20 protein-coding genes are annotated in these 20700 nt (G+C 74.0%); 13 read left to right on the top strand and 7 right to left on the bottom strand.

All coding sequences use genetic code 11. The features are described 5' to 3' along the window. Positions 1–184: 184 nt before the first annotated feature. The 4 genes from ACIBPC_RS13825 to ACIBPC_RS13840 are packed head-to-tail and all read right to left on the bottom strand — an operon-like array spanning position 185 to position 4324. Positions 185–1069, bottom strand: a complete 885-nt coding sequence (locus ACIBPC_RS13825) for an NAD-dependent epimerase/dehydratase family protein (protein WP_398843978.1) — start codon at positions 1067–1069, stop codon at positions 185–187. Then, positions 1066–1959, bottom strand: a complete 894-nt coding sequence (locus ACIBPC_RS13830) for a carbohydrate ABC transporter permease (protein WP_398843980.1) — start codon at positions 1957–1959, stop codon at positions 1066–1068. The genes ACIBPC_RS13825 and ACIBPC_RS13830 overlap by 4 nt, the downstream gene beginning before the upstream one ends. Next, the gene (locus ACIBPC_RS13835) at positions 1956–2948 is read right to left on the bottom strand and encodes a sugar ABC transporter permease (protein ID WP_362963041.1); all 993 of its coding nucleotides are present in this window, start codon (positions 2946–2948) and stop codon (positions 1956–1958) included. Before ACIBPC_RS13835 ends, ACIBPC_RS13830 begins: the two co-directional genes overlap by 4 nt. After that, positions 2945–4324, bottom strand: coding sequence for an extracellular solute-binding protein (locus ACIBPC_RS13840; RefSeq protein WP_362963039.1), 1380 nt, complete (start codon positions 4322–4324; stop codon positions 2945–2947). The genes ACIBPC_RS13835 and ACIBPC_RS13840 overlap by 4 nt, the downstream gene beginning before the upstream one ends. A gap of 132 nt (positions 4325–4456) precedes the next feature. Between ACIBPC_RS13840 and ACIBPC_RS13845 the strand changes: the two genes are divergently transcribed. The 3 genes from ACIBPC_RS13845 (at position 4457) to ACIBPC_RS13855 (ending at position 8890) form a co-directional block, all read left to right on the top strand. Continuing rightward, positions 4457–5743, top strand: coding sequence for an enolase C-terminal domain-like protein (locus ACIBPC_RS13845; RefSeq protein WP_398843984.1), 1287 nt, complete (start codon positions 4457–4459; stop codon positions 5741–5743). A 98-nt stretch (positions 5744–5841) separates the two neighbouring features. Then, on the top strand, positions 5842–7428 hold the full coding sequence (locus tag ACIBPC_RS13850; RefSeq protein WP_362963035.1) for a beta-xylosidase: 1587 nt from the start codon (positions 5842–5844) through the stop codon (positions 7426–7428). 265 nt (positions 7429–7693) lie between these two features. Beyond that, the gene (locus ACIBPC_RS13855; RefSeq protein WP_362963033.1) at positions 7694–8890 is read left to right on the top strand and encodes an ROK family transcriptional regulator; all 1197 of its coding nucleotides are present in this window, start codon (positions 7694–7696) and stop codon (positions 8888–8890) included. Between the two features lie 18 nt (positions 8891–8908). Here ACIBPC_RS13855 and ACIBPC_RS13860 read toward each other — a convergent pair whose 3' ends face one another. From ACIBPC_RS13860 to ACIBPC_RS13870, 3 genes are all read right to left on the bottom strand, one after another. Further along, complete coding sequence (locus ACIBPC_RS13860; RefSeq protein WP_398843987.1) at positions 8909–10015, bottom strand: SagB/ThcOx family dehydrogenase; 1107 nt, start codon at positions 10013–10015, stop codon at positions 8909–8911. Positions 10016–10037: 22 nt separating this feature from the next. Then, entirely contained in the window at positions 10038–11117 is a 1080-nt protein-coding gene (locus ACIBPC_RS13865) for a hypothetical protein (protein WP_398843989.1), read from the bottom strand. Positions 11118–11231: 114 nt separating this feature from the next. Beyond that, positions 11232–11378: a hypothetical protein gene (locus ACIBPC_RS13870; RefSeq protein WP_362963027.1), complete on the bottom strand. Its 147-nt coding sequence runs from the start codon at positions 11376–11378 to the stop codon at positions 11232–11234. 368 nt (positions 11379–11746) lie between these two features. On the opposite strand from ACIBPC_RS13870, the gene ACIBPC_RS13875 reads away from it, so the two are divergent. The 10 genes from ACIBPC_RS13875 to ACIBPC_RS13920 are packed head-to-tail and all read left to right on the top strand — an operon-like array spanning position 11747 to position 20686. Beyond that, complete coding sequence (locus ACIBPC_RS13875) at positions 11747–12667, top strand: JmjC domain-containing protein (protein WP_398843991.1); 921 nt, start codon at positions 11747–11749, stop codon at positions 12665–12667. Continuing rightward, positions 12664–14046 carry an MFS transporter gene (locus ACIBPC_RS13880; protein WP_398843993.1) on the top strand — a complete coding sequence of 461 codons (1383 nt, stop codon included), beginning with the start codon at positions 12664–12666 and terminating at the stop codon, positions 14044–14046. Before ACIBPC_RS13875 ends, ACIBPC_RS13880 begins: the two co-directional genes overlap by 4 nt. Beyond that, the gene (locus tag ACIBPC_RS13885) at positions 14043–14969 is read left to right on the top strand and encodes a hypothetical protein (RefSeq protein WP_398843995.1); all 927 of its coding nucleotides are present in this window, start codon (positions 14043–14045) and stop codon (positions 14967–14969) included. The genes ACIBPC_RS13880 and ACIBPC_RS13885 overlap by 4 nt, the downstream gene beginning before the upstream one ends. Next, positions 14966–16327, top strand: coding sequence for a radical SAM protein (locus ACIBPC_RS13890; protein ID WP_398843997.1), 1362 nt, complete (start codon positions 14966–14968; stop codon positions 16325–16327). The genes ACIBPC_RS13885 and ACIBPC_RS13890 overlap by 4 nt, the downstream gene beginning before the upstream one ends. Before the next feature lies 1 nt (position 16328). Beyond that, positions 16329–17156, top strand: coding sequence for a S8 family serine peptidase (locus ACIBPC_RS13895; RefSeq protein WP_362963017.1), 828 nt, complete (start codon positions 16329–16331; stop codon positions 17154–17156). Then, positions 17153–17749 (top strand): GAF domain-containing protein, encoded by a 597-nt coding sequence (locus tag ACIBPC_RS13900; RefSeq protein ID WP_362963015.1) that lies wholly within the window; start codon positions 17153–17155, stop codon positions 17747–17749. The genes ACIBPC_RS13895 and ACIBPC_RS13900 overlap by 4 nt, the downstream gene beginning before the upstream one ends. Before the next feature lie 21 nt (positions 17750–17770). Continuing rightward, positions 17771–18790: a radical SAM protein gene (locus ACIBPC_RS13905; RefSeq protein ID WP_398844000.1), complete on the top strand. Its 1020-nt coding sequence runs from the start codon at positions 17771–17773 to the stop codon at positions 18788–18790. Then, a complete protein-coding gene (locus tag ACIBPC_RS13910; protein WP_398844003.1) occupies positions 18787–19746 on the top strand; it encodes a radical SAM protein in 960 nt (319 codons plus the stop codon). Before ACIBPC_RS13905 ends, ACIBPC_RS13910 begins: the two co-directional genes overlap by 4 nt. Beyond that, positions 19743–20501, top strand: coding sequence for an iron-containing redox enzyme family protein (locus tag ACIBPC_RS13915; protein ID WP_398844006.1), 759 nt, complete (start codon positions 19743–19745; stop codon positions 20499–20501). The genes ACIBPC_RS13910 and ACIBPC_RS13915 overlap by 4 nt, the downstream gene beginning before the upstream one ends. Then, positions 20498–20686, top strand: coding sequence for an aroma-sacti cluster domain-containing protein (locus ACIBPC_RS13920; protein ID WP_362963007.1), 189 nt, complete (start codon positions 20498–20500; stop codon positions 20684–20686). Before ACIBPC_RS13915 ends, ACIBPC_RS13920 begins: the two co-directional genes overlap by 4 nt. Positions 20687–20700: the final 14 nt, after the last annotated feature.

The raw sequence follows: 20700 nt of genomic DNA on the forward strand, positions 1-20700 counted from the left end.
GCACCGCGCGGGGCGGCTGTGTCGGCGCGGGACACGTTCTCCTTCGACGCTACGGCCGGCACCCGAACGGCGCAAAAGGAGAGAGGCGGGGCAAAAAGGGAGGAAAGTGCGTCGAGGGGGGTTTGGGGCGGGCAGGGGTGAGCCCCCGGTCCTGGCGGGCCGGGGGCTCGTGGGGCGCGGTGGGTCAGGCGGTGGGCCGCCAGGAGTGCGTGGTGCGGAAGCCGAGGAGGCTCTCCGCCCGCGCGGTGTCGTACAGCCCGGCGTGGTCCGGCAGGTCCCGCCGCAGCGGGACGTCCGGGAAGTGGGCGGCCAGCAGGTCCTTCGTGGGGACCTCGGCCGCCGTGTCGGGCGCCGAGACGTTGACGACGTGGTGCCCGGCCGTAGCGGTCCGCAGGGCGGCCTCGACCGCCCCGGCGGCGTCGCGGGTGTCGAGCCAGCCCCACAGCTCGCGGCGGTTCGACGCCGGATCGGCGGCCACCTCGTCCAGCCGCGCCCTGAGGCGGTCGCCGTCGCCGACGAAGGGGAAGCGCAGGCTGATCACCGGCGTGCCCCAGCGGCGGGTGGTGAAGGCGGCGACCTCCTCGGCCAGGACCTTGGAGAGCCCGTACGCGTCCACGGCGAGGGTGGGGTGCTCCTCGTCGATCGGCAGGTGGTGGGGCGTGAGGTCGCGGCCGGCCCAGGCGAGGCCGAGGGCGGAGAGGCTGGAGGCGGTGACGATCCGCCGGACGCCCGCGCGGCCCGCCTGGTCGAGGACGGTGTAGCAGCCGGTGACGTTGATGTCGAGCAGGTCCGCCTCCGGGACCCCGCCGGGCGACGGGATCGCCGCCAGGTGGACGAGGCCGGCGACCGGCCCGTCCGGGCCGGTCAGGCACGAGGCGACGAACTCCGGGTCGCGGACGTCCCCCACCACGTGCCGCCCGGCGGGCGGCGCGTCCCGCGGGGCCGGTACGCGGTCGGTGCCGGTCACGTCGAAGCCGGCGGCCGCCAGGTGCGCGGCCACGACCCGGCCGATGACCCCGGCGGCGCCCGTGACCAGCACGGAGTCGCCGGGGCCGAGCGGGGCGGTCATCCCTTGACCGCCCCCATGAGGCCGTTCACGAAGTAGCGCTGGGCGCTGAGGAAGAGGAGCACGATCGGTACCACCAGGATCAGAGCAGCTGCCATGAGAGTGTTGTACTGCACGACGCTCTCGGACTGCATCGCCTGGAGGGCGATCGGCAGGGTGTACGAATCCGGGTCGTTCAGCGAGACGCGGGTGAGCTGGTACTCGTTCCACGTCGGGATCGCCGTCAGCAGGGCGATCGTGATCAGCGCCGGGCGTCCCAGCGGCAGGTAGATCGAGGCGAAGATCCGCAGTTCGCTCGCGCCGTCCATCCGCGCCGACTCGCGCAGCTCGGCGGGGACGGTGGAGAACGCGTTGGTCAGCAGCAGGACGGCGAGCGGCGCCGTGCCGTTCACGAACGGCAGGACGAGGCCCCAGTGCGAGCCCAGGATGTTCAGCTCGTGCTCCAGCAGCACGATGGGCAGCAGCGTCACGACGCCCGGCACGAACAGCAGCACCAGGAAGAGCCGGTACAGCGCGGTGCGGCCGGGGAAGCGCAGCACGGCGAACGCGTACGACGCGGCGGCGTAGACGACGACCACCAGGACGGTGGTCAGCAGCGTGACCTGGAGGCTGTTGACGAAGTAGTCGAAGAAGTGCAGCTGGTTCCAGGTGTCGGCGAACGTCTGGAGGGTCGGGTTGTGCGGGATCAGGTGCCCGCCCTCCAGCACCTCCTCGCTGTCCTTGAACGCCGCCGAGACCATCCACGCGAACGGGTAGAGGCTGATGGCGGCGTACAGCGCGAGGAGCAGGCCGACGACGCTACGGGAGACGATCGTGCGCGGGTTGCGCGGGGCCCGCTCGGCGCGGGGGGCGCCGGGTGTACGGCGCGGGGTGGTGACGACGCCGGCGCTCATCCCAGCCTCCTCATGGCTCGCTGGTTGACGAAGGCGACGATCAGCGCCACCACGAAGAGGATCCAGCCGAGTGCGCTGGCGAGACCCAGGGTGGGGGCGAGTTCGTTCAGGAAGGCGAGGCGGTAGGTCTCCAGGCCGAGGACGTTGGTGGCGTCGCCCGGACCGCCGTTGGTCATGATCAGGAAGATCTGGAAGCCCTGGAGGGAGTCCCGCACGCCCAGCAGCACGATGACCGCGGTGATCGGGCGCAGCAGGGGCCACACGACGCTGAACTGCGTGCGCCACCAGCCCGCGCCGTCCAGCTGGGCGGCTTCCAGGAGGGAGCTGTCCATGGACTGGAGGCCGGTCAGGAACAGCAGCATCGCGACCGGGACCGCCGACCAGACCATGACGACGATCAGCGTCGGCAGGGCGGTGTCCGGGTTGCCGAGGAAGCCCTGCGGCTGGGACAGGGAGCCGAGGCCGAGGCTCTTCAGCAGCAGGTTCAGCGCGCCGTTGGGCTCCAGGATGTACTGCCACGCGAAGTAGACCGCGATGCCGGTCGTGACGTAGGGCAGGAAGTAGACGGAGCGCAGGAGGCCGCGCAGCCGCTTGACCGAGTTGAGGACGACGGCGAGGGGGAACGCGATGGCGACGGTGAGCACCGGCACGGCGATCATGACCCACAGCGTGTTCCACGCGGCGTCGTGCACGATCGGCGAGTAGACGGGGCTGCGCCACAGGAGGTCGGCGTAGTTGTCGAAGCCGACCCAGTTCCAGTCGGGCCAGAAGCCGTTCCACTGGGCGAAGCTCAGCAGGAAGCCGTAGCCGACGGTGTACAGGCCCATCACCGCGAAGAGGATCAGGGCGGGGGCGACGAAGGCGAATCCCCAGAGGGCTTCCTTGCGCCGCGCGCTCCGGGCGGCCGGGGTGGACGGGGGCTTGACCTTCCGGCCCTTCCCGCCGGGCCGGCCGGTGAGCCGGGGGGTGGGTGTGACGTCGACGCTCACCTTTGCTGCTCCGACCAGTAGGATTCGATCAGGTTTGCGAGGTTGCGACCGGCGTCGGCCGGATCGCCCTCGTCGAGTGGCGTGAAGTCGGCGAGCACCTCGCCGACGCGGCCGGAGTCGTACGCGTTGGGCCGGTAGCTCGTGTCGGCGGCGTGGTAGGCGTCCTCCTCCGAGCTGAGCGAGGCGGCCATGGCGCCGAGGACGGGGCCGACGGCCTCCTCCGGGTTCGGGCCGAGGTCGTTCGGCGGCAGGTCGAGGGCGTCGCGGGCGAAGTCCTCGGCCACGTCGGTGCCGGACAGGTAGCGCACGAAGTCGATGGCGCCGTCCTTGTTGTGGCTGTCCTTGGTGACGGACAGGCCGGTCAGGGCGAACGGCGCGAGGCCCATGTCGGGGATCGCGGCGCCCTCGGGCGGCGGCACGGCGAACGTCATCGCGTTGTCCGGGTCGAAGCCGTTCGCCTCCAGGAAGGCGAGGGTGAAGGTGCCGCCGATGTCGAACGTGGACTGCCCGTGGGCGAACGAGAGGTCGGCCTCGTCGATGGTGAGGGACTGCGTGCCCGGGGTCCAGTAGGGCTGGATGCGCCCGTACTCGGTCAGCGCGGCGACGCCGTTCTCCGAGCCCCAGTTGACGGCGGGGTCGTCGGAGAAGAGGTCGCGGTAGGGCTGGTCGCCGAGCATGCCGTAGGCCATCGGCTGGAGCAGCCACTCCAGGCCGGTGGACGGGGAGCGGAAGCCGTTGGCGACGCCGCCGTCGTCGGGGCGGTCCTGGCCGACCGCGTCGAGCATCTCCATGAACTCGTCCCAGGTGGCCGGGGGTTCGGTGTAGCCCGACTCGGCGAGGCGCTCCTTGTTGGCGTAGACGATGCCGAAGGTGCCGATGGTGAGCGGGACGCTGAACCGCTGCCCCTCCTCCACGCCGAGCCACTTGGAGCCGGGGGTGAGGGAGTTCTCGTAGTACTGCTGCGTGACGATCCCCTCGTTCGCCACCGCGGGCAGGTACTGGCCGGTCCACTCGTCGTCCACGACGCCCGACAGGTCTTCGAGCAGCCCTGCGCCGCCGAAGGTGAGGTCGTCGCCGTTGGAGTGGACCTCGAGGATGTCGGGGAGGTCGTTGGTCCGCGCGGCGGCGGCGACCTTCGTCAGGAACGCGTCGTCGGGCGTGATCGCCTGAATCCTGACGGTGATCCCGGTCTCCTGGCGGAACTGCTCGGCCGCCGCTTCGAGCGCCGGGACATGGGACTGCTTGAACGTCCACATCTCCAGCTCGTCGGGCGACCCGCCGCCCGTGCCGCCACACGCGGCGAGCACCGCGGTCATGGTGACGGCGGAGGCCAGGGCCACACATCGCCGCGCCAGGCGGCGGGGGTGTCCAGTCACGTCGTTGGGCCTTTCATCCTGGCGCCGTGCACGGGGCTCCGGCGTGCCCCGGAACCTAAATCGACTTGATGTACGGTGTCAATGCTCGTCACACGCCGAAATCTCGTCGAAACCCGATGTGGAGACGTCCCCATGGCACCTGAAACGTCCGGAACCCCTGTGCCGCTTGCCCTCGCGCCCTGGTCGGGAACCGACACGTCACCCCGGGTCACCGGCGTGCGCACCTTCGTCTGCGCCCCGCAGGGCTGCCCGTACGTGATCGTCCGCGTCGAGACGGACCAGCCGGGGCTCTACGGCCTCGGCTGCGCCAGCGACCCGCAGCGCACGGTGGCGATCCGCGCCGTGATCGACTCCTACCTCGGCCCGATGCTCACCGGGCGCGGGACGGACGACATCGAGGACATCCACCGGCTGCTGCTCAACAGCGGCTACTGGCGCGGCGGTTCGATGGCCTCCAACGCGCTGGCCGCCGTCGACGTGGCGCTGTGGGACATCAAGGGCAAGGTCGCCGGGCTGCCCCTGTACTCCCTGCTCGGCGGCCGTGCCCGCGAGGCCGCCGACGCGTACACGCACGTGGACGGCGACGACGCCCAGGAGATCGCCGACAAGGTGCTCGCCGCCGTGGAGCGCGGCTACCGGCACGTCCGCGTGCAGGTGTCGGTGCCGGGCTCCGACACGTACGGCGCTGCCCCGGCCGACGAGGCCGAGGCGCGGCGGCGCCGGCTGCGCGCGGGGACGTGGGACTCGACGACGTACCTGCGGCACGTCCCGCCGGTGCTGCGGAAGGTGCGCGAACTGGTGGGCGGCGGGGTGGAGCTGCTGCACGACGTGCACGAGCGGATGACGCCCGCGCAGGCCAGGAGCCTGGTGCACGCGGTGCAGGACGCGGAGCTGTTCTTCCTGGAGGACGCGCTGGCGCCCGAGGACATCGCCTACTTCCCGCAGTTGCGGGCGGCGGGCACGACGCCGCTGGCCGTGGGCGAGCTGTACGCCGACCCGTACCAGTACCTGCCGCTGCTGGAGCGGCGGGCGATCGACTTCGCGCGGATCAGGATCCCCACCCTCGGCGGGCTGACGCCGGTGCGGAAGCTGGTCGCGGCGTGCGAGATGTTCGGCGTGCGGACGGCGCCGCACGGCCCCGGCGACGTGAGCCCGGTGGGGATGGCGGCGAACGTGGCGCTCGACGTCAGCTCGCCCGCGTTCGGCGTGCAGGAGGCGGCGCGGTTCACGGACGCGACACTGGAGGTCTTCCCGGGCGCGCACGTCCCGGAGGGCGGCGCGCTGCGGCCGACGTCCGCGCCCGGCCTCGGCGTGGACTTCGACGAGGCGGCCGCCGGGCGGTACCCGGTGACGGCGCCGCTCGAACACGACCGGTGGGCGCTGCTGCGGAACGCGGACGGCAGCGTCCAGCGTCCCTGACGGCGGTCCCCCGTTCCCCCTCCTTCAATCCATCATCTTGATTTATCCTGTTCCCCGCGCCGGGCTTCCCGGCCGGGAGGACCAGCGAAAGGAACACCGTGTCCGCACCGATCACACTCGCCGTGGACGCCGCCGCCGACGGCACGCCCCTGGACCGCTTCTGGAGCCGGGTGGTCGGCGCGGGACGCGCCAACGAGGGCCTGCGCGCCGACTGGCAGCGGCAGTTGCGCACGGCCAGGCAGGAGTGCGGCTTCGACTACGTGCGCTTCCACGGCCTGTTCCACGACGACATGTTCGTCTACACGGAGCGGGAGGACGGCACGCCCGTCTACAACTTCCAGTACGTGGACGCCCTGTTCGACGCCCTGCTGGACGCGGGCGTGCGGCCCTTCGTGGAGTTCGGCTTCAGCCCGCGCGCGATGGCCCGGGAGACGGAGACCGTCTTCTGGTGGGGCGCGCACGGCGCCCCGCCCACCGACCTGGCACGCTGGGGCGCGCTGATCGACCGGATCGTGCGCCACTGGGTGGCACGCTACGGGATCGACGAGGTCAGCCGCTGGTACTTCGAGGTGTGGAACGAGGCCAACCTCTGGGGCTTCTTCCACGGCACCCGCAGCGAGTACTTCGAGATCTACCGCGCGACGGCGACCGCCGTGAAGGCCGTCGACCCCCGGCTGCGCGTGGGCGGCCCGGCGACGTCCAACTTCGTGCCCGACGAGCGGTTCGGCGGCGAGAACGAGGACGTGGACAAGCGGATCGTCGCCGGACGGGACGACATCGACACGCTGGACTGGCGGCCGGTGTGGGTGGAGGCGTTCCTCGACTTCTGCCGGCGCGAGGACCTGCCCGTGGACTTCGTCTCCACCCACCCCTACCCCACGGACTGGGCGCTGGACGAGCACGGGCAGGGCGAGAAGCTGACGCGCGGCAAGGACGCGACGCCCAAGGACCTGGCGCTGCTGCGCGAGATCGTCGCCAAGGGCCCGTACCCGGACGCGGAGATCCACCTGACCGAGTGGAACTCCTCCTCGTCGCCCCGCGACTTCACGCACGACACGCTGCCCGCCGCCGCGTACGTCGTGCGGTCGGTGCTGCACTCGATCGGCACCGTGGACTCGCTCGCCTACTGGACGTTCACCGACGTCTTCGAGGAGGGCGGCGCGGGCGACGAGATGTTCCACGGCGGCTTCGGGATGATCACGCTGCAGGGCGTGCCGAAGCCGACGTTCCACGCGTACCGCATGCTGGCCGCGCTCGGCGACACGCTGCTGGAGCGCACCGAGGACGCCGTGGCGACGCGCGACGCGGCCACCGGCGGGATCGCCGCGCTGGTGCACCACTACCCGGCGGAGGAGCCGCTGTCGGTCCCCGCCTCGTTCGACGACCGCTCGGTGGCGGACGCGACGCAGGCCAAGGGCGAGCCCCGCGACCTGGCGCTGACGGTGCGCGGCCTGGCCTCGGGGGCGCGTTTCTCCGTGGAGGTGCTGGACGGCGCGCACGGCGACGCGCTGAGCGCCTGGCGCGCGATGGGCGCCCCCGCGGAGCCGACGCGCGCGGAGACCGAGGAGCTGGCGCGGCTGGCGCGGGCCACCGACCGGTGGAGCGCGGTGGCCGACCGGGACGGCGTGCTGCGCCTCGAACGGACGCTCGCGCCCTGGTCGCTCCTGCTGCTGCGGCAGCTCTGACCATGCCGTCGCACGGCGCCCCCGGGGCGCGGACCGGCACCGGACCCGGCGGGGACGGCGGTAGATTGGCGCCGTCCCTCCCGGGCGGCGGGCCGGTCCGCGCGCCGGCGGGCGCCGTGCCGCCCGGCCGGGGCGCGCACCCCCGGTTCGGGCCGGGCGCGGCCCGCGGCTCGGCGGGAGGCCGCCGCGCCACCGACCCGCACCACCCGGCAGGCCCTCGGGCCGACGGGCGCACCGACCTTTCCGCGGCCTGGAGGACAGCGTGATGGGCACTCGACAGACAGCGATCCGGCGCGGCACCAACCTGCCGCGCATGGGGGACTTCAACGAGTCCGTGATCCTCGACGCGATCCGGCGCGTGCCGGACGGGCTGAGCCGCGTCGAACTCGCCGAGTCCACCGGCCTGTCGGCGCAGACGGTGTCCAACATCTGCCGCCGCCTGCTGGACCACGGGCTGGCGCTGGAGACCGGCAAGAAGAGCTTCGGCAGCGGCAAGCCGCGCACGCTGCTGCGGGTGAACGCGCGGGCGCGGTTCGCCGTCGGCGTGCACCTCGACCCGGCGGTGATCACGTACGTCGTCCTCGACCTGCTGGGGAACGTGGTGGCGCACCTGCGGGTGCCCACGCCCCGGGTGGCCGATCCCGAGCAGACGCTCGCGGGGCTCAGCGCGTCGATAAGGACACTCATCGACGAGTCCGGCGTGCCCGCCGACCGGCTGCTCGGCCTCGGCATCGCCGCGCCGGGACCGGTGGACGTGGCGGCCGGGCTGGTCGTGGACCCGCCGGAGCTGGAGGGCTGGGGGCGCGTCCCGCTGCGGGACTACCTCGCCGAGGAGACCGGCCTGCCGGTGGTGATGGACAAGGACGTCATCGCGGCGGCCATCGCCGAACGGTGGGCGGGCGCCGCCGCGCACAGCGGGAACTTCCTGTTCTTCTACCTGGGCACCGGCTCCGGCATGGGCCTGGTCGTCGAGGACACGGTGCTGCGCGGCGTCTCGGGCAACGCGGGCGAGGTCGGCGGCCTCGGCGCGGCCCTGACCACGCGCGGCATGGTGGACGAGGCGATCCATCTGGGCGTGCTCAGTCACGACTTCACGCCGATCGGGCCGCGCGACGCGGAGCGCAGCCTCGCCGAGCTGTGCCGCCTCGCGGCCGAGGGGAACGGGACGGCGGGCGACATCATCGACCGGCAGGCCGTCCGTGTCGGGCGGGGCGTGTGCGCGGCGGCGACGCTGGTGGACGCCGAGCTGATCGTCTTCGGCGGCCCGATCTGGCCGCACGTGGCGGACCGGTTCCTGCGGATCGTGCCCGCGCTGGTGGAGAAGTCGCCGTTCGTGAAGAGCCTGCACCCGACGCGGGTGACGAGCACCGAGGTGGGCGACGACGTGGGCGCGGTCGGCGCGGCGTGCCTGGTGCTGGACAGGACGCTGTCGGCGCAGCCGCAGTCGCTGCTGCTGGCCTGAGGGACGTGCCGCGCACGCTCAGAACGACGGCGGCGGCTCCTGCGGCGTGCGCACGGACAGCGGCATCCCGTCGGGCCCGCGCAGCGGCACGCCGCAGGCGAGCGCGAACGTCGTGAACTCGGCAGGCTGGTCGAGCCCGAGCAGGCCGTCCGCCTCGCTGTCGCGGATGGCGCCGGTGAGGGCGGCGCCGAGGCCGAGGGCGGTCGCCGTCATGGAGAAGACCTGCGCGACGTGCCCGACGTTCTGGAGCAGCAGCTTGTACGCGCGCGGATGCCGGTACTTCCACGACATCCGGTGCGCGACGGCGGCCGTCAGCACGCCGAAGGCGGCGTGCTGGAAGAACCCCTGGCGGTATGTAAGGTGTTCGAGGTCGGCGCGGCCCGCGTCGGGGGCGACGGGTTCGAGGCCGTGCCGCACCGGGTCGTAGTGGTAGAGCCCGGGGCGCACGCCCGTGACGTTCAGGGCGAAGACGAATGCCTCCGTCTCGTGCCGCGCCCCGCCGGACGCGGCGGCGCGCAGCTGGAGCACGCCCATCGGCCCGGCGTCGGCGAAGCGCAGCGGCGCGAAGCAGTAGTGCAGCATGTCGGAGAACGCGTCGAGGGTGATCGGCTCGTCCGCGAAGTCGCGGTGGGTGCGCCGCAGTTCGAGGACGTCGCGGTAGGGGGCGTCCATGCGCGTGCGCACGCGGGGCAGCAGCAGGACGCGGTCCGAGCGTGGCGCGCGGACGGCGGACGGGCGGGGGCGTGACTCGATCTCCGCCAGCACTTCCGCGAGGTGCTCGCGGTCGTCGGAGCGCGAGCCGACGAACGGGGTGTCGCGCGTCTGGCTGTGCAGGCTCCAGGCGGTGACGCCCCAGGCGTCCCAGGGGATGCCGGGGGCGGCGGCGGTGTCCTCCTTGGGCACGAGGAAGCCGTCGCGCGCCAGCCGGGCGACGGCGCCGGCCGCCGCTCCCCCGCCGTCGGCGGGCACGCCGTCGCGGGCGGCGAGGAGCAGTTCCACGACGCGCGGCTCGACGTGCAGCCGGGTCCGCAGGCGCGGGCTGGAGACGACCAGGCCGTCCGCCGTGGACTCGATCACCAACGGGTCCACGACGAACAGCAGTTCGCCACCGGGTGTGTCGGTCATGCTCGGGTCCCTCCCGGTCGTGTCATGCGGCGGCGCGCACGCCGTCGGCGAGCCGCTCGCGTACGGTGGCGGTCAACTCCGCCGGTACGGGCGCGCGTTCGTCGGGCGGCACGGGCCTCGGCGGGCGGCCGAGGCGTTCGCGCACCACGCCGTCGAGCACCGGGTCGGCCGGGGTCTCCGCGTGCCGGGCCAGCTCGCCGAGGAGCGCGGCGGCGGCGTCGGGGAGCGCCGCGCGCCGCGCGGTGAGCGCCAGGTGGCCGAGCCAGCGCAGCGGCGTGGCGGGCGAGGCGAAAGGACCTTCCAGCGCGTCCCGCCGCTCCGCCAGGGCGGTGACGAGCAGCCGCGCGCGGTCCCGTCCGGCCGCGCCGGGCGAGGCGGCCGAGGCGGCGGCGGTGTGCAGGAGCCGGACGTACGTCAGGCGCGCCGCGGTGGGCGAGGGCGCGTGGTCGAGCGCGGCTGGGGTGAGGACGGGCTGCGCGGCGGCGTCCACGAGCCAGGGCGCCTCCTCGGCGTGCTGCACGGTCCGCTCCGCCGGGATGCCGGGCCACAGGGCGCGGAAGCGCGCGGCGGCGGCGAGGAGTTGGGCGTCCCGCCGGTGGCGCCTGAGGATCTGGAGGGTGTCCTGCACGACGATGTTGCGCACCACGGCCCGCTCCAGCAGCCCGTCCTCGGTCAGGCGGCGGACGGTGGCGGTGTCGTAGGCGAGGTCGGGGAGTTCGGCGCCGCGCCCGGAGACGAGGGGTTCGAGGGCGGCCAGGTCGCGCAGCGCCTCGTCGGCGGTGGCGGGCGCGTAGCCCTTGAGCCGGATGAGGTTGACCTGCGGCTGGAGCGCCAGGACCGTGAAGCGCGGGCCGAGGGCGGTGCCGCGGCGGGCGCGCGCGTACGCGATCTGGTCGCGGCACAGGGCGCGGGCCTCTTCCGGGGCGCCGGTGCGGAAATGCAGAAGTGCCAGGAGATTGCACGCGCGATACAGTTCTTCGGGTTCACGGCTGATGAGGAGTTCCCGTACGGTGCGCAGCGCCGTGGCCCGTCCTGACGGTGGACGTCGTGTGTCGGAGAGGAAACCGAACGGTGTTTCGCCGTGGTTCGTCGTGCCGCCCAAGGGAATTCCTCCGCAAACGGTCGCGCCACATGGGGAAAAGCACGGTGCACCGGCCGTACGGCGGACGGCGATCCGTCGTACGACCGGCCCGGAAGTGTTCTTCAGAGGCCCGTGTCAGCAGCCGAAGTTGATGTCGAGGAACGGTGCCTCGACGGGCTGCGCCTCGCGGATGCCGTGCCCCTCGACGTCGTCCTCGGCCTGCTCGACCTCGGCCTGACCGGCCTCGATCTCTTCCTTGCTGGGCTCGTTCTGTTCGGTCATGACGTCCTCCGTCGACTCGCATCTGGTGGAGACTGACATGGTGCGGGGCGGCGCCATTGCGCTGTTGCGTGCGTGTCGCGGGGATTCCGATATCCGGACATGATTTCTTCCGGCTCTCCGTGTCCCCCCACACGACCGATCGCCGCCGGATACGGCGCAGTTCAGATTCCTCCCCGGAGGAAACACTGTCAAGCGGTTCGGTGGAAAGTGTGAAGACGACATCTGAGCCGGGTTTTCTCCATAGGGGCGCGTGCGCCGCCGAGTTGCACAGGGCCGCGTTCCTGTCAATGTGCCCGTCACCGCTTGTGGGCCCGCTTCCGTGGGCGTACTCTCCGAGAGATCCCGGGCCGGCTCCTTTGAGGAGGACCATGGACTGCCTGCTCCGCCTGGTCGACGACATCGCGATTCTCGAATCGGCCTGGGAACGCGAGCCCGTACTCAGCACCGGGCTCGGCGACTTCGGCGATCTGCTGTCCCTGGCGGACGTGGACGAGATGGTGTCGCGCGGTTTCCCGGTGGATTCCGTACGGTTGATCGCGGAGGGACGGCCTGTTCCGTCGCTTTCCGTCGCGGCGGACGGGCGCTATGGCCGTTCGGCGGCCGACCGTGTGACGGACGGGGCGAAAGTGGCGGCCCGCTTACGGGCGGGCGCGACACTCATTCTGGAAAACCTCAAGGCGCACTGCCCCGCCGTGGCGGAATTCGCCGCGGCGGTGTCCGAGGCGACCGGGTACGACACGTACTGCACCGCCTTCCTCACCCCGGCCGGGCACCCCGGCGTCGCCCCGCACCACGACACGGCGAGCGTCTTCGTGCGCCAGCTGTCCGGCACGAAGCACTGGCGCGTCAGCCGCCCCGTCGAGCCGTGGCCGCTGCGCGAGCACCGGGGGCGGCGGATGGAGGGCACCGAGGCCGTCGTCGAGACGACGCTGCGGGTCGGCGACTGCCTGTACGTGCCGCGCGGTTTCGTGCACGCGGCGGCGGCCGGGACCGAGCCCTCCCTCCACCTGTCGGTGGCGCTGCGCCCGGTGACCTGGGGCTTCCTGCTGCGGCAGGCGGTCGAACGGGCCGCCGAGGAGCGCCCGGAGCTGCGCGAGGCGCTGCCGCCCGCGTTCTCCGCCGCCGACCGCGAGGCGCTGCTGCGCGAGCGCGCCGGGGTCCTGGGCGCCTACCTGGACGGACTGGCCGGCTCGGACGGCGCACGGGAGCTGATGCGGCGCGCGGTGCCCGGCGCGCCGGTGCCGGGCGCGCTGCTGTCCGCGCTGCGCGCCGGCGGGGGCGACGGGTGAGCGCGACGGCCGAGGCCGCGCCGGGGTCGGAGACAGGTCCGGGAAAGGGGACGGGGACGGGGACGCTGTGGGGCAACCGCGGCTGGCAGCGGCTGTGGTTCAGCCAGGCCGTGTCGGTGCTCGGCGACCACGTCTTCAACACGACGGTCCTGCTGTGGATCGGCACCACGGTGGCGGCCGGCGAGCCGTGGGCCCCGGCCGCCGTCAGCGGGGTGCTGATCGCGGCGGCGGTGCCGGTGCTGGTGGTCGGGCCGCTGGCGGGCGTGTACGTGGACCGCTGGGACAGGCGGCGCGTCATGATGGCGGCCGACCTGCTGCGGGCGGTGTTCGTCGGCGTCCTGCTGCTCGTCCCGCTCGCGGGCGGTGACTGGCCCGCCTGGGCGCAGCTGACACTGATCTACGGCATGGTCGCGCTCAGTTCCTCGGCCGCGCAGTTCTTCAACCCGTCGCGCTTCTCGCTGATCGCGTCGCTCGTGGACGAGGAGCACAGGACGCGCGCGTTCGGCCTGCTCACCGCGACGACGGGGACGGCCGCGATCGTCGGACCGCCGCTCGCCGCGCCGCTGCTGTTCACCACGGGCGTGGAGTGGGCGCTCGTGGTGAACGTCTGCTCGTTCCTGGTGTCGTACGCCGCCATCCGCATGCTGCGGGTCCCGGCGGGGGCGCCGGACGCGCGGTCGGGCGGCGGCGCGTTCCGCAGCGAACTGGCCGAGGGCCTGCGCTTCTTCGTGCGCAACCGGGTGCTGCTCCTGCTGGTCGGGACCGTCTTCGTCTACATGCTGGGCGTCGGCGCGCTCAACGTGCTGAACGTCTTCTTCGTCACCGAGAACCTCCACACGGACGCGAGCTGGCTCGGCACGCTGAACGCCGCGTTCGGCGTCGGGAGCATCGCCGGATCGCTGCTCGCCGCGAAGTACGCGCACCGCCTCGGGGAGACGCGGGTGTTCGCGTTCGGCATCGCGCTGACGGGCGTCGTGATCCTGGTGTATTCGCGGCAGTCGCAGTTGGGTGTCGCGCTGGCCGTTCTCGCGCTCGCCAGCATTTCCATCGCGGCCGTGAATGTAGTGGTGGGGCCGCTGGTGCTGCGGGTGACTCCACAGCATCTCCTCGGGCGCGTCAACGCCGTGCTGAATCCGGCGGTCTATCTCGCGTCCATTCTCTCCATGGCACTGACCGGATTCCTCGCGAGCACCGCGCTGCGGGATCTGGACGGCGAATTCCTCGGTGTGCACATCGGCCGGATCGACACGATCTACGGATGCGGAGCGCTGATGATGACGACCGCCGGACTCCTGGCCATCAGGCCACTCCTGCGGCACGCGGCGGAACCGGTGCAGGAGAAGGCGCCGCGGGACGGGGACACGGGCGGTGCGGCGTGAGCGCGGCCACGGGCACGCCGCCGCGGCTCCCGCTGACCGACCAGCGCCGCGCCGCGCTGCGCGGGCTGCTCGACGGCCTGCTGCGTGACCGTGGCGCCGGGCGCGTCGTGCTGTTCCTCGCCGCTCCGCGCTCCGCCGAGGCGGGCTGGCTGGCGGCGTACGCGCGGGCCGCGGGCGCGCGCGCCGAGGTGCGGGCGGCCGGGCGCTGGCCCGCCGAGCTGCTGGAGCGGCGCGCCGCCGCCGAGGCCGGTGAACGGGGCACGGCCGTCGTCGTCCTGGCGGACGGCGCGCTGCGGCTGCCGCCCGGCGTGCTCCAGCTCGCGGGCACGGAGGACCTCTCCCCGCTCGACCTGTGGCGGCCCGACGAGGAGGTCGAGGCCGCCGTGGCGGCGCTGCTCGGCGGCCTCGGGACGGCGCCCCGGGTGCGCACCGCCGGTGGCGGCGAACTGGTCTGCGCGACGGGCGAGGCGGTGCGTGGCGCACGCGCGGGAACGGTCGAGGCGCCGCTGACGGCGGCTGACGGCACGTTCACCGCGGACGGCGCGCTCTCCGTCAACCGGCGGACCGCCTGGGACGCGCGGCTCGCCGGCCGCCCCGTGACGCTCACGGTGGAGGGCGGGCTGGTGACGGCGCTCGACTGCCCGGACGGGACGCTGCTGCGCTTCCTCACACGCGCGGTCCACGTGCACCGGGCGAGGACGGCGGTCGCGCTGCTCTTCGGTACAGGGCACAGCGGTACAGGGCACAGCGGTACAGGGCACAACAGCACGGGGCACGGCGGCTTCTCGGCGGCCGACGGGCCGGTGAACGCGACCCGGCGCGGCGTCGGCCTGCGGCTCGCGGTCGGCACGCGCGACGCGTACAACCCCGCCTCGGCGGACCTGCGGATCGACCTCACTGCGGCGTCAGGGGACTGGTCATGACATGGACGCGCAGCCGGTACCTGCTGCTCGGCGAGCGGCGGTACCACGACAGGGCGGGGCGTACGGTCCGGATGGCGTACTCGGCGCGCTCCGCCGCGCTGTTCGCGCTCGACGACGCGACGGCCGGGCGCCTCGCCGGCGGCGACAGCGGCGCGATCGCGGCGATCGGCCCCGAGCTGCTCGCCGAACTCGCCGCCAGGCACGCGGTCGTGGACACCGCCGAGGACGAACTGGCGTCCGTACTGGGCGCCTACCGCGAGGGCTCGGACGCCCCCGGCTCCCGCAAGATCACCATCATGCCGACGAGCTACTGCAACATGGCCTGCGACTACTGCGGCCAGGAGCACTTCAAGGCCCCGGTGGACAACGCCAGGGTCGAACGCGTCATCCGGCGCGTGGAGGGCGTGCTCGCCGACCCGGCGACCGGCGAGGTCGTCGTCACCTGGTTCGGCGGCGAACCGCTGCTGGCGCTGCGCGTCGTCCGCGAGATGACGGCGCGCTTCACGGCGGCGGCCGGGCGGCACGGCAAGCGCTACCACGCCAGGCTGGTCACCAACGGCAGCCTCCTGACCCGCCGTACGCTGCGCGAACTGCACGACGAGCTGTGCGTACGCGCCCTGGAGGTCACCATCGACGGCCCCGAGGCCGTCCACGACCGGCGGCGCCTGAAGCGCAACGGCAGGGGCGCGTTCCACCGCACCGTCGCCTCGCTGGCCGAGGCCGTGCGCGACGGGACCGTCCCGCAGCTGCGCATCGGCATCCGCATGAACGTGGACGAGGAGAACGAGGACACCGTCCCCGACCTCCTCGTGGACCTCGCCTGCCTCGGCCTCGCGTCGCCGCAGGTGGAGATCCACCCGATGCCCGTCCACTCGTGGGGCAACGACGTGTCGGCCGTCGAGCTGGGCGCGCGGCGGTACGCGGCGCGCGAGGCCGAGTGGCTGCGCCTGGCGCGCTCGCTGGGGCTCGGCTTCCCGACGATGCCGGGCGCCGTCAAGCCCACGACCTGCGCCGCCACGTCCCGCAACCGCGAGATCCTCGACCCGTCGGGACGCGTCTTCGCCTGCTCGGAGCACCCCTTGGTGCCCGGCGCCGAGGCGGGCGGCGTCGTCGCGACCGTGGACGAGCTGATGGGCGCCGCGCCGCGCCCGGCCGGGGCGTTCGACGACTGGTACGAGCAGGTGGGCGACGGGCGGCAGCAGTGCGGCCGGTGCCCGCTGCTCCCGGTGTGCGGCGGGAGCTGCCCGAAGTTGTGGCGCGAAGGCCATGTGCCGTGTCCGAGCGTCAAGTTCAACTGGGCGGAACGGCTGGACGCGGCGGCGCTCGACCTCGGCTACCGGCCCGTCGGCGCGGTGTGAGGTGCGCACCGTACGGTTCGCGCACACGTCGGCGGGGGCGACCGTCCCGCCGGACACCCTCCCGCTGCCCGCCGCCGTGGACCGCGCGTGGGCGTGGGGCTCGGCGACGGGCCGCGGCGTGCGGGTGTGCGTGATCGACAGCGGCGTGGACCCGGCGCACCCGGCGGTCGGCGGGGACGTGCCGCTGTACGCGGCGGAGGAGGCCGGGGACGGCACGTGGCGCGTGGTGGAGGACGACGCGGGCGACGTCGCCGGGCACGGCACGGCGTGCGCGGGCATCATCCGCGGCCTCGCGCCCGACGCGGAGACGACGAGCGTGCGCGTCCTCACCAAGAACCTGCGGGGCAACGGCGAGGCGATGCTCGCGGCGCTCTCCTGGGCGGTGGACGAGGGCTTCGACCTGGTCAACATGAGCCTGTCCACGCGCAAGGAGGCGCTGAAGGAGCGGCTGCACGACCTGGCGGACCGCGCGTGGTTCAAGGGCGTGACGCTGGTGTCCGCCGCGCACAACAGCCCGGTGATCAGCTACCCGTGGCGCTTCCCCTCGGTGATCTCGGTCGGCTCGCACGCCGTGGACGACCCGGAGTACCTGGAGGTGAACCCCGACCCGCCGGTGGACGTCTTCGCGGCCGGGGTGAACGTACGGGTCCCCTGGCCGGGCGGCGGCACGAAGGTCGTCTCCGGCAACAGCTTCGCGACCCCGCATGTGGTGGGCCTGAGCGCCCGCGTCCTCCAGGAGCACCCGCGCTTCAGGACGGCCCAGCTGCGACAGGTGCTCGCCGCCGTCGCGGACAACGTCGACGGCAGACCGGCGAGGAGCAGACCATGAGCACGGACCCCGGCACGAGCACCCACGACGAGATCCTCCGCTCGACGGTGCGGCTGGCGCGGCTGTCGTTCGCCGCCGCCGCGGCGTCGGTGTGCCTGTACGACCAGGAGTCGCAGTCCCTCGTCTTCGAGGCGTCGTCCGGGCAGGGCGAGGACCGGCTGATCGGCGTGGCGATCCCGGCGGACGTCGGGATCGCGGGCTGGGTGGCCAACACGGGCGAGCCCATCGTCGTGCGCGGCGTCGCGGACGACGAGCGGTTCAACGCGGACTTCGCGCAGGGCACGGGCCTGGTGCCGGACACGATCCTCGCCGCGCCGATCGAGCACGAGGGCGAGGTGCTGGGCGTGCTCGAAGTGCTGGACCCGCGGCTCGACGGGGTCGGGGAGCTGTCGGCGATCGACCTGCTGACGGAGCTGGCCAACCAGAGCTGCGCGGCGCTGGCGCTGATGCTCCAGGACCGCAGGGCGCGGGCACGGCGGACCGACCCGTCGGGCGCCGTCACGCAGTTCGCGGCGCTGCTCGACCGGGTGGGCCCGGAGAAGGAGGACGCGCTGCAGGACCTCGTGAACGCGCTGACGAAGCTGCTGAGCTGACGGGAAGGAGGGCGGGACGCCGTGCATCTGGCCGAGATCGTGCGTCTGCGGGCGCGGCCCGGGGCGGGGGCGCTGCTGGCGCTGACCGAGCGGTGCCCGCTGTCGTGCGCGCACTGCTCGACCCGTTCGGGCCCGGACGGGCCGCAGTACGGCGCGGAACCGTTCCTGCGCTTCGTCTCCACGTTCACCCCGGACGACCGCCCCCAGGTGCTGTTCCTCTCCGGCGGCGAGCCGCTGCTGCGCCCGGCGCTGGTCGCCGAACTGGCCGCGCGCGGCAGGGCGGCGGGCGTGCGGAGCGCGGCGCTCACCGGCATGTTCTTCGCGCGCGGCGGCCGGGTCCCGGCCCGGGTGCGGCGCGCGGTCGGCGGGCTCGACCACCTGTCGGCCAGCCTGGACGTCTTCCACGAGCGCGAGATGCCGCGCGCGGACGTGCTCGCGGCGCTCGGCGTGCTGCTCGACCTGGTGCCGTCGGTGAGCGTGCACGTGACGTCGGACGACGACGCGTACGTGGGCACGGTGCTCGGCGAGCTGCGGCGGGCGTTCGGGGAACGGGTGCCCGCCCTCGTCGCGCGGCTGCGGGCGACCGGGCGGGCGCGGGCGTTCGTACGGGAGCGCGCCGGGCCGCCGGAACGGGCCGTGGAGCCGTGCGGCTTCGCGCTGTGGCCGCTGGTGGACGTGGACGGCACGGTGCTCGCCTGCTCGCGGCAGAGCCTGGTGCGGCGCCACCGGCCGCCGCACCTGGTCCTCGGGCACGCGTCGCGCGACGGGTGGCCCGAGGTGCGGCGCCGCTCCATGGAGGACGGGGTGCTGCGCGCCGTGCGGGTGTTCGGCCCGCAGGAGACGGCGCGCAGAACCGGCGCCCCCGTGTGCGGCGGTTACTGCGAGACGTGTGTGACGCTGCGGCGCGGCCCGGAGGTGACGCCCGGGATGGCGCTGGCCGTGGAGCGGATGGTGGCGGCGCAGCGTCCGGCGGACCTGGCGCGCCGGTGGGGCGCGGGACGGTGGGCGGAAGCCGTCGAGGCGGGCTGGAGCGGCGGATGAGAAGGCTGACGCACGCGGAGGCGACGCGCCTGCGGGAGGTGCCGGGGGCGACGGCGGTGCTGTTCCTCACCGACCGCTGCCCGGTGGGCTGCGCGCACTGCTCGGTCGGGTCGCTGCCGCGCAGCCCGACGATCGGGGACTGGCCGCTGTTCGGGCGGCTGGTGGCGGGCCTTGCGGCGCTGCCGTCGCTGCGGGCGGTGGCGGTCACGGGCGGCGAGCCGTTCGCCGAGCGCCGGGGCCTGCGGCGGGCGGTCGGGGAACTGGGGGACGCGGGCAAGGCCGTGGTGGTCTTCACCAGCGGCTCGTGGGCGCGGCGGGTGGTGCCCGCGTGGGTGCGGGAGGTCCTGGCGGGGGTCGGCACGGTCTACCTGAGCACCGACACGTTCCACGCCGCGCGCCCGGGGATGGGCGGCGCGGCGTTCGGGCGGGCGGCGGACGCGGTGCTCGCGGCAGGGTGCCGCCTGGTGGTGCAGGTGCTGGCGGAGCCGGGCGCCGGTGCGGGGGTGCGGGAGCGGTGGCCGGACGCGGAGGTGAGCGTGGTCCGTCCCGTACGGGCGGGCAGGGGCGCCGGGGCGTTCCCCGCCGCACGGGCGTACCGGCCGCTGGACGCGTACGGACCCTGCGGGCTGCTGACAGCGCCGACCGTGCGGTACGACGGCGTGGTCACGGCCTGCTGCGACGAGGCGGTGATCATGGGCGCGGGCCCCGCGCCCCTGCGGGCGCGGGTGCGGGAAGGTGCGGGACTCGCCGCCGCCCTGGCTGGCTTCCGCGCCGACCCGGTGCTGCGGCTGATGGGCGGTGTGGGCCCTGTGGGGCTGGCCGGGGTGGTGCGGGAGGAACAGCGCTCGGTGTGCGGCGCGTGCTGGGCGGGGGCCCGGCGCGCGGCGGCCGACCCGGCGGCACGGGCGGCGCTGGAGCGGCGCGCGGCGTTCACCGAGGCGGTGAGCGGGCCGTGACCCCGGCGGAGACGGCACAGGGAGAGGCGACGCTGCGCGGGCTGCTGGACCTGGTGCGCCCCGACCTGGCGCGGGCGGCCACCGCGATGTGGCGCTCGGTGCGGACGGCCGACGCGTACCGGCGCTGGCTGCTCACCTCGTACGACCTCGTCGTGGCCACCGCCCCCCTGCTGGCGGACGCCCTCGCCGAGTCGGTGCGCCGGGGCGAGACAGAGTTGGCGCGCTACTTCGCCGAGCAGGTCACCGAGGAGGCGGGCCACGACGTCTGGCTGGCGGAGGACTACGCCGCCGCCGGTGGCGACCCGCGCGACCTGGCGGGGCGGGTGCCGGGCGCGGCCGTGGCGCGGCTGGCGGGCGCGCAGTACTACTACGTGCGGCACGCGCACCCCGTCGCGCTCCTCGGGCACATCGCCGTCCTGGAGTGGAACCCGCCGCTGCCCGGGGCGGCCGCGCGGCTGGCGGAACGCGTCGGCCTGCCGCCGGAGGCGTTCCGCACGCTGGCGGCCCACGCCGAGCTGGACCTCGGCCACGGGGCGGCGCTCGAACGGCTGCTGGCCGGACTGCCCCTGGACGCCGGGCGGCGGCGGCTCGTCACCACGAGCGCGCTGGCCAGCGTGCGCGGCCTCGTCGAACTGCTCGCGGAACTGACGGCACCCCCGGCACCCCCGGCCGCCACAGCGGCCGGGGAGACCGGACCCGACCGGACACGGCCCGACCGGGCCGCGCCGGACCCGACCCTGGGAGCGGCCCCATGACCGACCGATCGCGCCTGTCCCTGCTCGGCCTCGACCCCGACGGGCTGAGCCCCGACCAGATGGCGGCGTTCGACGCGCTCACCGACGAGGAGATCGAGGTGCTCGCCAGGATCAAGCGGAAGATCGACGACGTGGCCGGTGACGTGGAGGGCCACGGCATGGAGGGCGGGGGCGTCGTGTGGTGACCGCCGACCTCGCG

The organism is Streptomyces sp. NPDC049879 (genome assembly GCF_044461265.1).
GTDB lineage: Bacteria > Actinomycetota > Actinomycetes > Streptomycetales > Streptomycetaceae > Streptomyces.